We start from the raw sequence: 12,286 nt of genomic DNA, 5'->3' as shown, positions 1-12,286 counted from the left end.
GCGGAAATGACGATGTCCACCTTCACCGACACCCCCCTGCAACTTCCCCCGATCGCCCCGCTCGATGACTCGCTGCGTGCCGCGCTCCAGGCCGCCATCGACGACAAGACCAAGCCGCCCGGCTCGCTGGGCCGGCTGGAGTCGCTGGCGATGCAGATCGGCCTGATCCGGGGCGAGACCCAGCCGGTGCTGACCCGCCCGACCATCATCGTTTTTGCCGGCGATCATGGCGTGGCCGATGCCGGCGTGAGCGCTTTCCCGCCCGAAGTCACGGCCCAGATGGTGCTGAACTTCCTCGGCGGCGGCGCGGCGATCAATGTCTTCACGCGCCAGCACGGCATGGTGCTGGAAGTGGTGGATGCCGGCGTGCGCGCGCCGCTGCCGGCCGCGCCGGGTCTGGTCAACTGCCGCGTGGCGGACGGCACGCGCAATTTCGTCGAGGAAGCCGCGATGACGCCGGCGCAGGCTGGCGCGGCCATCCAGGCCGGCATGGCGCGCGTGCTGCGCCATGCGGAGCAGGGCACCAATGTGATCGGTTTCGGCGAGATGGGTATCGCCAACACCTCCGCCGCCGCCTGCCTGATGAGCCGGCTGACCGGCCTGCCGCTGGCCGACTGCGCCGGGCGCGGCACCGGGCTGGACGACGCCGGCGTGGCCCGCAAGCGCGAGATCCTCGAGCGCGCGCTGGCCCGCCACGCCGAGGTCACCGCGCCGCTGGACGTGCTGGCCACCTTCGGCGGCTTCGAGATCGCGGCGATGACCGGCGCCTACCTGGCCGCCGCCGCCTGCCGCATGGTGATTCTGGTCGATGGCTTCATCGCCTCCGCCGCGCTGCTAGTGGCGGCACGGATCGACCCGACCGTGCTCCAGTACTGCGTGTTCTCGCATTGTTCCGATGAGCGCGGCCACAAGGCCCTGCTGGCCGAGTTCGGCGCCGAACCGCTGCTGGCCCTGAACCTGCGCCTGGGCGAAGGCACCGGTGCGGCGCTGGCGTGGCCGCTGGTGGCGTCGGCGGCGGCGTTCCTTAAGGAAATGGCGACGTTCAGCGGTGCCGGCGTGAGCCCCGGCGCGGCCTGATCGGAATCCGGAAAACCCGACCATGGCCGACGAACTGCGCTTCTTCCTGACCGCCCTCGGCTACTTCACGCGCGTGCCGTTGCCGCAGCGGCTGGCCGGCTGGGTCGGCTTCCAGCCGCACTATCTCAACGCGGCGGCGCGCTACTTTCCGCTGGTGGGGCTGTTGGTGGGCGTGGCCGGCGCGCTGGTCACCTGGGGCGCGCTGGCCTTGTGGAGCGCGCCCGTGGCGGTGGCGCTGGGCATGATCGCCACGCTGCTGCTGACCGGCGCATTCCATGAGGATGGTCTGGCCGATTGCGCGGATGCCTTCGGCGGCGGCTATCGGCGCGAGGACGTGCTGGCCATCATGCACGACTCGCGCGTGGGCGCCTTCGGGGCCATCGCCATCGTCATGGCGCTGCTGCTCAAGTGGCAATTGCTGCTGGCCACGGGCGAGGCGGGCGGGCTGGCCGTGCTGCTGGCGGTGCTGGTGGCCGGCCATGGCGCGAGCCGGGCGATGGCCATCTCCTTTCTCGCCACGCACGACTATGTGCGCGCCGAGGGCAAGGCCAAGCCGGTGGCGCAGCGGCTGGCCGGGGCCGGGTTGCTGTTCGCGCTGGTCTGCGGCGTGGCGCCGCTGGTGCTGCTTGGGCCGATGTTCGCGGGCGTGGCCATCGTCGTGCTGGTTGTCGTGCGCGCGGCGCTGGGCGCGTACTTCGTGCGCCGGCTGGGCGGCTATACCGGCGATTGCCTCGGCATGGCGCAGCAATGCGGCGAACTGTCGATCTACCTCGTGGCGGCCGCATGGACGTGGTCCTGATCCGCCACGCCCGGCCGGAAGTGGCGCCGGGCATCTGCTACGGCGCGCTGGACCTCGCGCTGGCGCTGCCCGTCTCGCCGCCCGCCGAGCGGATCGTCGCCACGCTGGACGGTCTGCGGCCGGACCGCATCCTGACGAGCCCGGCGGCCCGCGCGCGCGACACGGCGTCGGCCTTGTCCCGCGGCATCGACACCCGCATCCATCCGGAAATCGAACCGCGCCTGCGGGAGCTGGACTTCGGCCAGTGGGAAGGGCGGGAGTGGGCGACCATCGACCGCGCCGATCTCGATCACTGGGCGGCCAACCTGATGGCGGCGCGTCCGCACGGCGGCGAGAGCGCCGCGCAGGTCATGGCGCGCGTGGTGGACTGGGCCGGATCGCTGCCGGCCGACGCCGGGGGCTGCCTGTGGGTGGTGACCCACGCCGGCCCTATCCGCATGCTGGCTGCGCACTGGCTGGGCCTGCCGCTGGCGCGCACGCTGGGGTGGGAATTGGGCTTTGGGGCCACGTGCCGCTTCCATCTGGATGGTGCGGATGGCATGGGCGCACGGCTCGGCTGGTGGAACCGGCTGTCGAACTAGATCGAATCAACGAGGATCAGGACGGCCGGCGCGAGCGCGCGATATCGAGATCCTTGCAGATCTCGGCCGCGCCCTGCACCACGCGCGGGCCGGCGCGGTTGACCAGGTCACCGTCGATGATGAACAGGTTGTTGCGCGCCACCGCCGTCACCGACTTCCATTTTTCCCACATCGAGAAATCCGCCAGCGGCTTGTCCGGCCGCGTGGCGCCGATGCCCGCCGTCATCATCGCCTCGGGGTTGCCGGCCACCACCGCTTCCACGGACACGGTCGGCACCAGCGGCGGCTCGCTCCCGAACAGGTTGCGCCCGCCGCACAGCGCCAGCATGTCGCTGACCATGTGCTGGCCGTTCAGCGTCATCAGCGGCTGCTGCCAGACCTGATAGAAGACCGTCACCGGCGGCCGGTTGGCGTAGGTCTTGCGCAGCGTCTCCACCTGCTGGCGGAAGTCCGCGGCGGCGCGCGTGGCCACCGGGCCGGTATCCATCAGCTTGCCGAGCTTCTCCAGGTTTTCCGGGATCGATTCGAGCTTGCGCGGCTCGCTGTAGAACAGCGGCAGGCCGAGCGCGCGCAGGCGGTCGGTCTGCTTCTGCGCGTTGCCGTGGCGCCAGACCACGATCAGGTCCGGCTTCAGCGCGGCAATCCGTTCGAGGTCCAGCGCCTTGTTGTCGCCCACGCGCGGCAGGTCGCGCGCCTGCGGCGGGTAGTCGCTGTAGGAGACCGTGCCGACGATGCGGTCGCCGCCGCCAGCGGCGTAGAGCAGCTCCGTTACATGCGGCGCCAGCGAGACGATGCGGCGCGCGGGCTGGGCCAGCGTCACGGTGTTGCCGGCATCGTCGATGACCGAAACGGCCGCGTGGGCGGTGGAGGTCAGGAGCGCGGCAAGCAGGGCCAGCGCGGCGGTGGACTTCGTCATGTCAGGGTGCGAGAGAGGAGGTGGCGTCGGCCAGCGCGCGGTCAAGCCGGCGCCAGCAGGGTTCGTCATCGGGCGGCAGGCCCAGGCGCAGGCTGGCGGGGCAGCCGCCGGCCGCATCGAACAGCCGGGTCCACACGCCTTGCTGCGCCAGCGCCGCGTGCAGGGCCGGCGCGCGGGCATCGGGTATCCAGCTGAACAGCGGCTGCGACACCGGGGCCAGCCCGTGCTCGCGCAGCAGCATGGCCAGCCGCTGGCCAGCGGCGGCGAGCCTGACGCGCGCGGCGTGCTGCCAATCGGCATCGGTGAGGGCATGCTGGGCGACGGCGCGCGCCGGTCCGGAGACGGTCCAGTGGCCGAGCTGATCGCCAAGTGCCGCGAGCAGGTCCGGCGCCGCGAACACGAAGCCGCAGCGCACGCCCGCCAGCCCGTAGAACTTGCCGAGCGAGCGCAGCACGACGAGGCCCGGCGCGGCGGCGTCCGCCACCAGCGACGGCGCGGCCAGCGCATCCATGAAGGCTTCGTCCACGACCAGCGTGCCGTGCCGGGCCGCCACTTGCCGATGCCAGTGGCGCAGCGTCTGCGCCGGCAGCAGCCGTGCGGTGGGGTTGTTCGGATTCACGACCACCAGATGGTCGAGGTCATCGGCCAGATCGACCCGGGCGAAATCGGCTTCATCGAGCGGCACGACCGTGTGCCCGGCCAGCGCGAACGCCGGGGCGTACTCGCTGTACCCGAGCGCGGCAATGCCCACCCGCCCGGGCCGCAGCAGGCGCGGTAGCGTGCGGATGGCCGCCTGCGAGCCGGCGACCGGCAACGCGTGCGCACCGCCGTAGGCGCGCGCGGCGATGTCCGCCAGGGCGTCGTCATCCTGCGGCAGCCGTTGCCAGACCTCGGCGGGCAGCGGCGGCACCGGGTAGCCGTCCGGATTGATGCCCGTGGACAGGTCGAGCCATTCGGCCACGGGCCGGCCATAACGGCGCGCGGCGGCGAGCAGGTTGCCGCCATGGCGGATCGGGGCGATGGCGGTCATGGTGCCATCCCGATCGTCATCGCCAGCGGCACGCTCAGCATCGCCAGCCCGAGCCAGAGCCACAGCGTGCGTTGCACCAGCCGCAGGCAGGCATCGACATGGGCCGCGCCGGGCCGCTCGCCCACGCCGAGGGGCGGGCGCTCCTCCCACTCGCCGTGATAGCGCGCGCCGCCACCGAGCGCCACGCCCACCGCGCCGGCGCCGGCCGCCATCACCGGACCCGCGTTGGGGCTGGACCACGCGGGCGCCTGCGTGCGCCAGCAGCGCAGCGCCTGCCCGGTAGCGCCGAGCAGCGCATAGGTCAGCGCGGTCAGCCGGGCGGGGATCAGGTTGAGGCCATCGTCGATCCGCGCGGCGGCCCAGCCGAAATGCAGCAGGCGCGGCGTGCGATAGCCCCACATCGCGTCGAGCGTATTGGCGAGCCGGAACACGATCACCGCCGGGGCGCCGCCGATAAAGAACCAGAACAGCGCGCCGAAGATCGCATCGTTGCCGTTTTCCAGCGCCGATTCGCAGGCGGCACGGGCCAGCGCCTCGGCGTCGGCATCGGTGGTGTCGCGGGAGACGATGCGCGCGGTCAGCCGGCGGGCATCGGCCAGGTCATGGCGCGCCAGCGCGGCGGCAATCGGCGCGATGTGCTGCGTCAGACTGCACGCGCCCAGCGCCGCGTAGAGCGCCACCGCGTGCAGCGCCCAGGCCAGCGCCGGGTGCGCCTGCTGCGCAAGCGCGACCAGCCCCCAGGCCAGTGCGGCCGGCACGAGCACCATCGTCGCCCAGGCCAGCAGTCCGGCGGTGCGTTGGCGTAGTGAGGAACATGCGGGGCGATTAAGACGCGCTTCCAGCGCGGCGGCCAGACGGCCGAAGCCGACCAGCGGATGCCAGCGATGCGGCTCGCCCAGCCAGCGGTCCAGCAGCACGCCGGCGAGCGCGGCGGCCACGCAGGCCGCCCAGGACATCATCAACATGGTGGGAAGATCACGCGGGGTCGGCGCCCTTGACCGCAACCGGAATGCCGGCCACGAGCAGGCGCACGCGGTCTGCGGCGGCGGCCAGCTTCTGGTTCAGGCGGCCCAGTTCGTCCACGTAGAAACGGGTGATGGCGCCCGTGGGCACCACGCCGAAGCCGATCTCGTTGGAGACCAGGATCACGTGGCCCGGCAGCATCGGCAGCGCGGTGAGCAGCGCGTCGATTTCCTCGGTGAAGGCGGGCGGCGGGGTAATCACGCCGTACTCGGGGTAGGCGCGGTTCTCGTCGAAGATCAGGTTGTTGAGCCAGAGCGTGACGCAATCGACGAGGATGCAGCCGTCATGGCGCGCGTGCGCGTAAAGGGCGTCGGCTAGGTGTACCGGCTCCTCCACCAGCGCCCAGTCGGCCGGGCGGCGGGCGCGGTGCAGCGCGATGCGCAGCTCCATTTCCTCGTCGGCCGGCTCGGCGTCATGGCGCGCGGTGGCGATGTAGGTCACCGGGCCGCACGTCAGCGTGGCGTGGTCCGTGGCGAGCTGTTCGGCGAAATGGCTCTTGCCCGAGCGCGCCCCGCCCAGCACCAGCGTGAGCATGCGCGGGACCGCCGTGCCGGCCTGCGGCTGCGGCGCGGTCTCCGTCTCGGGCGTGCTGGCAACGGCGGCGCCGGCCGACGCGGGGTCGGCGGGTCCGGTGATGCCGAGTGACTTGGCGATGGCCTTGGTTTCCATCCGGCGTATTGTAGCGGCGGCATGCGGTGCCCGCACGCATGGAACTTGCAGGGCCACCGCGCGTGGCGCACCGGCCGGGCAACGACGCTGCGATAATCGCGCCATGCAATCGAAAACTATTTCCAGCGCTGCGCCGCTGGCCGGCGGGCGTGCCCTGCGCGGCACCCTGATGGTCCAGGGCACCACCTCCGATGCAGGCAAGAGCACCATCGTCGCCGGGCTGTGCCGCGTGCTGGCGCGCGCCGGTGCGGCGGTGGTGCCGTTCAAGCCGCAGAACATGGCGCTGAACAGCGCGGTGACCGTCGATGGCGGCGAGATCGGCCGCGCGCAGGCGTTGCAGGCGCAGGCGGCGGGGCTCGCCCCCCATACGGACATGAACCCGGTGCTGCTCAAGCCGAGCAGCGACATCGGCGCGCAGGTCATCATCCACGGCCGCGCGCGCATGGACCTGGACGCCCGCGCCTATCACGCCTACAAGCCGCAGGCGATGGCCGCCGTGCTGGAGAGTCACGACCGCCTGAAACAGGCGTACGAAGTGGTGCTGGTGGAGGGCGCCGGCAGCCCCGCTGAAATCAACCTGCGCGACCGCGACATCGCCAACATGGGGTTTGCCGAGCGGGTGGACTGCCCGGTGGTGCTGGTGGCCGATATCGACCGGGGCGGCGTGTTTGCCCATCTGGTGGGTACGCTCGATTGCCTGTCCGAGACCGAGCGCGCGCGCGTGACCGGTTTCATCATCAACCGCTTCCGGGGGGATATCCGCCTGCTGGAGCCGGGGCTTGACTGGCTTACCGCGCGCACCGGCAAGCCGGTGTTCGGCGTGCTGCCTTACCTGCACGGGCTGCATCTCGATGCCGAGGACGCGATCATCGACGCCCAGCCCGCCCGGGAAGGCGATGACGTGCTGCGCGTGATCGTGCCGGTGCTGCCGCGTATCTCGAACCATACGGATTTCGATGCCCTGCGCGCCCATCCCGGCGTGGACCTGCGTTTCATCGGCCCGGGCATGCCGGTGCCGCCGGCGGACCTTGTGATCCTGCCCGGCAGCAAGAGCGTGCGCGCGGACCTGGCCTTCCTGCGCGCCAACGGCTGGGACCACGCGCTGGCGCGGCATCTGCGCTATGGCGGCAAGCTGATCGGCATCTGCGGCGGCATGCAGATGCTGGGCCGGCGGATTCATGACCCGGATGGCCGTGAAGGCCCGGCCGGCAGCAGCGATGGCCTCGGCTGGCTCGACTTCGACACCACGCTGGCCCCGGAAAAGCAGTTGCGGCAGGTCGGCGGCCGGTTGGCGGGCGACGACGCGGCGCCGGTACGCGGCTACGAGATCCACCTCGGCGTGACCGAGGGGGCGGCGCTGGATCGGCCCGCTTTGTGGCTGGAAGACAACATTTCGGGCGATGGGGCCGGGCGGCCCGATGGCGCCCGTTCGGACGACGATCAGGTGCTGGCGACCTACGTCCACGGCCTGTTCGACGACCCCGCCGCGTGCGGCGCGCTGTTGCGCTGGGCCGGTTTGCGGCACGCGGAGGGGGTGGACCTCGACGCGCTGCGGGAGGCATCGATCGACCGGCTGGCGGACACCATGGCCGCCCATCTCGACCTGGCTGCGTTGCTCGGACCGCTTTCCAGGCAGTCCTGACCGTTCAGTCCGGGGCGCCGAGCCGGTAGACTATCGCAGCCATCGGTTCCTGGAGCTTTTCATGCCGGTAGTCGTGATCGCGAATCCCAAGGGCGGCGTGGGCAAGACCACGCTGGCCACCAATCTGGCGGGCTATTTCGCCCGCCACGGCCATGCCGTGATGCTGGGCGACACGGATCGCCAGCAGTCCTCGCGCGCCTGGCTGGGGCTGCGTCCGGCCGCCGCGCCGCCCATCCGCACCTGGGAAATCAATGGCGATCACATCGCCCGGCCACCCAAGGGCACCACCCACGTGGTGCTGGACACCCCGGCCGGCCTGCACGGCTGGCGCTTCGGCGATGTCATGAAGCTGGCGCACCGCGTGGTGGTGCCGCTGCAGCCGTCGATGTTCGACATCCTCGCCACCCAGGACTTCCTCACCAAGCTGGCCGATGAAAAGCGCGTGCGCCACGGCGAGGTAGCCGTCGGCGTGATCGGCATGCGCGTGGATATGCGCACGCGCGCGGCCGAGCAATTGCAACGATTTGTCGAAGGTCTTGGCTTGCCGGTGCTCGGCTACCTGCGCGATACGCAGAACTACGTGCAACTGGCCGCGCACGGGCTGACGCTGTGGGACGTGGCGCCGTCACGCGTGGCGCGGGATTGGGAGCAGTGGCAGCCGATTTTGCACTGGCTCGATGGGGGTTCGGCGATGCAGCCGGCCGCGCCTTCCCCTTCAGCCGCCTGAACTCCCGGTCAGCCGTCGCAGCAGCGCGTCCACATCGACCCACGTCACCCGGCGGATCGGCACCATCAGGTCGGTGCCGGGGAACGGGTCGTCGAAACTCGCCGATTCCTCGCCGCCCAGCGCCTGGTAGAACGCCCGCGCCTGGGCGTTGCCATCCAGCACATAGAGAAACAGGGGCTTGCCGGGCCATTCGTAGGCCACGCGCGCGGTGCAGTGCGTCATCAGCCGCTTGCCGAGGCCGAAGCCCTGGTAATCGGCCATCACATGGAGGTTGTCGAGGTAGATGCCGTAGCCCGGTTCGGCCAGCGGCATCAGGCAACTGAAGCCGGCCGGCTTGCCGTCCACGCGCAGGATGGTGACGATCAGCGGCGCCTCGGCGTCCTCCAGCATGCGCGCGCGCCAGGTGGCGAGGCGCTCGGCCGGGGCGTGGTCTTCGAGGTATTCGGTGGGAATCAGGCCGCCATAGGCGCGGCGCCAGCTGTCAGTGTGCAGCGCGGCCAGCAGGTCCGCGTCAGCGGCCGTGGCGGGGGTGAGTTCGATATCGGACATGGCGGGGCAGGTGTGGGCGGCGCACGACGGCAACGCCACCGCACGACCACCGATCTTAACGTGCCACTGTTAGAATCGCGAATTCTTCGCATTTGCATTTGCGGGCTGCCCCACAGATGCCGAGCGATCGCCTCCGGTGTGGTGGATCGGCACGTTATTTAGTGACTGATGCGGCACTCTGCAATCCCCAATCCGCCCCTGACACCATGGTCTCCGGCCGTCTTCGTACCGTCTTCCTCAAGCTCCATCTCTATATCGGCCTGACTTTCGGCCTCTTGTTCGTGCTGATGGGCCTGACCGGCACCATGATTGCGTGGCGCGAGGAACTGGACACCTGGCTCAACCCGGACCTGCTCGTGGCGTCCTCGTCCGCGCGGATTCCGGTGGGTGCGGCCACGGTGGAGACGGTGACCGCCAAGCTGATGGCCGACCCGCAGTACGGCAAGCCGAACCTGCTGATGCTGCCCACGCACGAGCACGGCGTGTTCACCGCCTATTACCCGCTCAAGGGGCCCGAGGCCGGGCTGGGGCGCTCCCGGCAGGTGATGATCGATCCGATCACGTTGACCGTGAAGGGTGAGCGGTTCTGGGGCATTCCGGGGCTGTCGCGCCAGCAACTGATGCCGACGCTGTTCCACCTGCATCGCTACCTGCTGAGCGGCGAGACCGGCAAGACCATCACCGGCGTGGGCGGCATGATGCTGCTGATCCTGGTGCTGGTGGGGATCGTGCTGTGGCTGCCGAAGCTGACGGCGCGCGGGCTGAAGCAGTCGGTGCGCATTGCGCACGGCGGCTCGTGGTCGCGATTCACCTACACGCTGCACCGGGCGGGCGGCATCTTCGTGGCGCCGGTGCTGGCCACCATCGCGTTCTCGGGCTGGTACCTGAATTTGCCGAAGTGGGTCACGCCGATCATCAGTAGCGTGATGACGGTGAGCCCCAACGACAAGCCGCAGTCGGCCACGCCGCCGGCTGGCGTGCACGCGATCACCCCGGCCCAGGCCATGACGGCCGCCCAGCGCGAGTATCCGAACGCGCTGGTCACGCGCATCGGCCTGCCCCGCAAGCCGGGCGATTCCTATGAGATGCGCGTGCGCCAGCCCGGCGAAGTCCGTAACGACAGCGGCTCCACGCGCCTCTGGCTGGACGCTTACACGGGCCAGCGCCTCGGCGCCCGCGACCCGCTGGCTGCGGAAACGCCGTCCGGCGACACCCTCATCACCTGGCTGTACCCGCTGCACTCCGGCGAAGCCTTCGGCACCCCGGGCCGCGCCTTCATCACCGCCTTCGGCCTGATCCCCCTGATCTTCGCCATCACCGGCGTGCTGATCTGGTGGAAACGCCGCAGCGGCCACCGCCGCCATCTGGCGCGGGAACGGGAGAGGATGCTGCGGGCGGGGTGAGCGGGGGGTTAGTTCATCGAGACACTGCGCAGCGGCGTGACGAGGCCAGCAAGCTCTCGCTCGGCCAGTTGCGCCGCGGCCAGCAGGCTGTCCCAGTCGTCGGGCGGATTGCCGTTCGCCAGCATCTTCGCGAACACGCGGTACGCATCGGTCTTGCTTTCGTAGGCGCGCTTGGTGGTCTCGTCGTTGACCCAGCCAAACACGATGACCTTCTGCTGCGCGTTGAAGCGGTAGAACAGCCGGTACTGCTGGAAGAACCGCGCGCGGCACCAGTGCTTGTGCGTGTCGCCCAGCGTCCCCCCGAGCCGGTATTCGGCGTTCGACGGGTCGGACGGAATCCTGTTCATCATCAACTCGAAGATCGCCCTGAGCCGCTTCGCGGCGTTCTTCTGCCGATAGCCTTCCGGATCTTTTCTTGCCAGCCCCTCGACGGTGATGGTCAGCGACGTCAGTTGATCGATGAACAACGGATGGGCGTACAACCGCCACCCGTTGACGACCGGGGTCTCGGTTTGCGGCTCTGCCATCAGTCTTCGTCCGGCAGCGGGGCGTCGAGGTCGATCCCGATTTGACGCGTGAGTTCGTCGATCCGGGCCAGCAGATCCACGCTCAGCGCACGCAGGCGTTCCGGATGCTGGGCGATGTCGCGCTCCAGCAGGTCCAGGAAGGGGGCGAGTGCCGGGTCATGGGATACCGTCGCGCCCGTTGCTCGCTGCATGACGACTTCGCCACTTGGCCGCACCACGTAACGGATCTTGTCGCGGCGCTCAAGTTTCAACGCGCGCCGGATGACGTCGGGCACGGTGGTCTGGAATCGGTCGGTCAGCGACGATTCCGCCTCGACAACGGCCTCCTCGGGCGCGTGGTACACGAGCGGCATGGTGGAACTCCTCAACACAATGCCGTCATGGTAATGCAAGTGCATTACCTGAGCAATGCAAATGCATTACCGATGGGCCGAAAAAAAGCCCGCGCAGCGACGGGCTTTTTTGCAGCGAGACGCTAAAACCTCAAATCTCGAGGTTATCGATCAACCGCGTCGCGCCCAGTTTGGCGGCGGTCAGCACGACCAGCGGTTCGCCGGCGGCGAATTCCTCGCGGGTGGGGGCTTGCAGGTTTTCGCGTTTGCGGATGGACACGTAGTCGGGCTTCCAGCCGCGCGCGGCCAGCTTGGTGACGGCATCGGCTTCCACCTGGAGCAGGTCGACCTTGTCGCCCGCGAGTACCGTATCGCGCACCTCATGGAGAGACTTATAGAGCATCGGTGCTTCGGCGCGCTCGGTCTCGGTCAGGTAGCGGTTGCGCGACGACAGCGCGAGCCCGTCCTCGGCGCGGATGGTTTCCGCCGGGATGATGTCGATCGGCAGCGCGAACTGCTTGACCATGCGGCGCACGATCATCAGCTGCTGGTAATCCTTCTTGCCGAACACGGCTACGCGCGGTTGGGCGCACGAGAACAGCTTCATCACCACCGTGCACACGCCCTTGAAGAAGCCGGGGCGGAACTCGCCTTCGAGGATGTCGCCCAGGTCGTGCGGCGGCTCCACGCGGTATTCCTGCGGCTCCGGGTACATGTCGCGCTCGGTGGGCGCGAACAGCACGTAGACGCCTTCCCTCTGCAGCTTTTCGATGTCGTCCTGCAGCGTGCGCGGGTACTTGTCGAAGTCCTCGTTCGGGCCGAACTGCAGCCGGTTGACGAAGATCGATGCCACCACCGGGTCGCCATGCTGGCGGGCCAGGCGCATCAGCGACAGGTGGCCTTCATGCAGGTTGCCCATGGTGGGGACAAACGCCGCGCGATTCTGCCCGCGCAACTGGTCCCGCAGCTCTTGGATAGAGGAAATGACTTTCATGTACGTGGTGTGCTGTC

The 12,286-nt window shown here is 69.6% G+C and carries 14 protein-coding genes; 6 read left to right on the top strand and 8 right to left on the bottom strand.

Features of this window, described 5'->3' with window-relative positions:
- Window positions 1–12 precede the first annotated feature (12 nt).
- Genes cobT through cobC form a run of 3 tightly spaced genes read left to right on the top strand, consistent with a single transcriptional unit; the run spans window position 13 to window position 2,457 of the window.
- Entirely contained in the window at window positions 13–1,077 is a 1,065-nt protein-coding gene (gene cobT, locus AC1DEL_RS06590; RefSeq protein ID WP_092290728.1) for a nicotinate-nucleotide--dimethylbenzimidazole phosphoribosyltransferase, read from the top strand.
- 22 nt (window positions 1,078–1,099) lie between these two features.
- Window positions 1,100–1,876, top strand: coding sequence for an adenosylcobinamide-GDP ribazoletransferase (locus AC1DEL_RS06585; protein ID WP_477125430.1), 777 nt, complete (start codon window positions 1,100–1,102; stop codon window positions 1,874–1,876).
- Entirely contained in the window at window positions 1,861–2,457 is a 597-nt protein-coding gene (gene cobC / locus AC1DEL_RS06580; protein ID WP_477125431.1) for an alpha-ribazole phosphatase family protein, read from the top strand. Before AC1DEL_RS06585 ends, cobC begins: the two co-directional genes overlap by 16 nt.
- Before the next feature lie 16 nt (window positions 2,458–2,473).
- Here cobC and AC1DEL_RS06575 read toward each other — a convergent pair whose 3' ends face one another.
- The 4 genes from AC1DEL_RS06575 to cobU are packed head-to-tail and all read right to left on the bottom strand — an operon-like array spanning window position 2,474 to window position 6,095.
- A complete protein-coding gene (locus tag AC1DEL_RS06575; RefSeq protein ID WP_092290723.1) occupies window positions 2,474–3,373 on the bottom strand; it encodes a cobalamin-binding protein in 900 nt (299 codons plus the stop codon).
- A 1-nt stretch (window position 3,374) separates the two neighbouring features.
- A complete protein-coding gene (gene cobD / locus AC1DEL_RS06570; RefSeq protein WP_092290721.1) occupies window positions 3,375–4,403 on the bottom strand; it encodes a threonine-phosphate decarboxylase CobD in 1,029 nt (342 codons plus the stop codon).
- The gene (gene cbiB / locus AC1DEL_RS06565; RefSeq protein ID WP_477125432.1) at window positions 4,400–5,368 is read right to left on the bottom strand and encodes an adenosylcobinamide-phosphate synthase CbiB; all 969 of its coding nucleotides are present in this window, start codon (window positions 5,366–5,368) and stop codon (window positions 4,400–4,402) included. The genes cobD and cbiB overlap by 4 nt, the downstream gene beginning before the upstream one ends.
- A gap of 10 nt (window positions 5,369–5,378) precedes the next feature.
- A complete protein-coding gene (gene cobU / locus AC1DEL_RS06560) occupies window positions 5,379–6,095 on the bottom strand; it encodes a bifunctional adenosylcobinamide kinase/adenosylcobinamide-phosphate guanylyltransferase (RefSeq protein WP_092290717.1) in 717 nt (238 codons plus the stop codon).
- 169 nt (window positions 6,096–6,264) lie between these two features.
- Here cobU and AC1DEL_RS06555 point away from each other — a divergent pair, with 169 nt between their 5' ends.
- Window positions 6,265–7,737, top strand: coding sequence for a cobyric acid synthase (locus AC1DEL_RS06555; RefSeq protein WP_477125537.1), 1,473 nt, complete (start codon window positions 6,265–6,267; stop codon window positions 7,735–7,737).
- A 61-nt stretch (window positions 7,738–7,798) separates the two neighbouring features.
- The gene (locus AC1DEL_RS06550) at window positions 7,799–8,464 is read left to right on the top strand and encodes a nucleotide-binding protein (protein WP_441590713.1); all 666 of its coding nucleotides are present in this window, start codon (window positions 7,799–7,801) and stop codon (window positions 8,462–8,464) included.
- On the opposite strand, the gene AC1DEL_RS06545 is transcribed toward AC1DEL_RS06550, so the two are convergent.
- Complete coding sequence (locus AC1DEL_RS06545) at window positions 8,453–9,013, bottom strand: GNAT family N-acetyltransferase (protein ID WP_477125433.1); 561 nt, start codon at window positions 9,011–9,013, stop codon at window positions 8,453–8,455. The two genes, AC1DEL_RS06550 and AC1DEL_RS06545, sit on opposite strands and share 12 nt — an antisense overlap.
- Window positions 9,014–9,219: 206 nt before the next feature.
- Between AC1DEL_RS06545 and AC1DEL_RS06540 the strand changes: the two genes are divergently transcribed.
- Window positions 9,220–10,416 carry a PepSY-associated TM helix domain-containing protein gene (locus AC1DEL_RS06540; RefSeq protein WP_441590709.1) on the top strand — a complete coding sequence of 399 codons (1,197 nt, stop codon included), beginning with the start codon at window positions 9,220–9,222 and terminating at the stop codon, window positions 10,414–10,416.
- Between the two features lie 8 nt (window positions 10,417–10,424).
- Here AC1DEL_RS06540 and AC1DEL_RS06535 read toward each other — a convergent pair whose 3' ends face one another.
- From AC1DEL_RS06535 to panC, 3 genes are all read right to left on the bottom strand, one after another.
- Window positions 10,425–10,943: a type II toxin-antitoxin system YhaV family toxin gene (locus AC1DEL_RS06535; protein ID WP_092290709.1), complete on the bottom strand. Its 519-nt coding sequence runs from the start codon at window positions 10,941–10,943 to the stop codon at window positions 10,425–10,427.
- Window positions 10,943–11,296 carry a type II toxin-antitoxin system PrlF family antitoxin gene (locus AC1DEL_RS06530; protein ID WP_441590707.1) on the bottom strand — a complete coding sequence of 118 codons (354 nt, stop codon included), beginning with the start codon at window positions 11,294–11,296 and terminating at the stop codon, window positions 10,943–10,945. The genes AC1DEL_RS06535 and AC1DEL_RS06530 overlap by 1 nt, the downstream gene beginning before the upstream one ends.
- A 130-nt stretch (window positions 11,297–11,426) precedes the next feature.
- Window positions 11,427–12,269: a pantoate--beta-alanine ligase gene (gene panC, locus AC1DEL_RS06525; RefSeq protein ID WP_441590705.1), complete on the bottom strand. Its 843-nt coding sequence runs from the start codon at window positions 12,267–12,269 to the stop codon at window positions 11,427–11,429.
- Between the last annotated feature and the right edge of the window lie 17 nt (window positions 12,270–12,286).

The sequence above is a fragment of the Cupriavidus sp. 10L43_2 genome (assembly GCF_056395265.1).
Note: the sequence above shows the minus strand (reverse complement) of the source record. Positions and strands in the feature narration are given on the sequence as shown.

Coding starts and splice junctions, on each gene's coding strand:
- AC1DEL_RS06555 (WP_477125537.1), top strand. CDS start 6,265: ATGGTCCAGGGCACCACCTCCGATGCAGGCAAGAGCACCATCGTCGCC.
- AC1DEL_RS06545 (WP_477125433.1), bottom strand. CDS start 9,013: ATGTCCGATATCGAACTCACCCCCGCCACGGCCGCTGACGCGGACCTG.
- cobT (WP_092290728.1), top strand. CDS start 13: ATGTCCACCTTCACCGACACCCCCCTGCAACTTCCCCCGATCGCCCCG.
- cobC (WP_477125431.1), top strand. CDS start 1,861: ATGGACGTGGTCCTGATCCGCCACGCCCGGCCGGAAGTGGCGCCGGGC.
- cbiB (WP_477125432.1), bottom strand. CDS start 5,368: ATGTTGATGATGTCCTGGGCGGCCTGCGTGGCCGCCGCGCTCGCCGGC.
- AC1DEL_RS06585 (WP_477125430.1), top strand. CDS start 1,100: ATGGCCGACGAACTGCGCTTCTTCCTGACCGCCCTCGGCTACTTCACG.
- AC1DEL_RS06575 (WP_092290723.1), bottom strand. CDS start 3,373: ATGACGAAGTCCACCGCCGCGCTGGCCCTGCTTGCCGCGCTCCTGACC.
- cobU (WP_092290717.1), bottom strand. CDS start 6,095: ATGGAAACCAAGGCCATCGCCAAGTCACTCGGCATCACCGGACCCGCC.
- AC1DEL_RS06540 (WP_441590709.1), top strand. CDS start 9,220: ATGGTCTCCGGCCGTCTTCGTACCGTCTTCCTCAAGCTCCATCTCTAT.
- panC (WP_441590705.1), bottom strand. CDS start 12,269: ATGAAAGTCATTTCCTCTATCCAAGAGCTGCGGGACCAGTTGCGCGGG.
- AC1DEL_RS06535 (WP_092290709.1), bottom strand. CDS start 10,943: ATGGCAGAGCCGCAAACCGAGACCCCGGTCGTCAACGGGTGGCGGTTG.
- AC1DEL_RS06550 (WP_441590713.1), top strand. CDS start 7,799: ATGCCGGTAGTCGTGATCGCGAATCCCAAGGGCGGCGTGGGCAAGACC.
- AC1DEL_RS06530 (WP_441590707.1), bottom strand. CDS start 11,296: ATGCCGCTCGTGTACCACGCGCCCGAGGAGGCCGTTGTCGAGGCGGAA.
- cobD (WP_092290721.1), bottom strand. CDS start 4,403: ATGACCGCCATCGCCCCGATCCGCCATGGCGGCAACCTGCTCGCCGCC.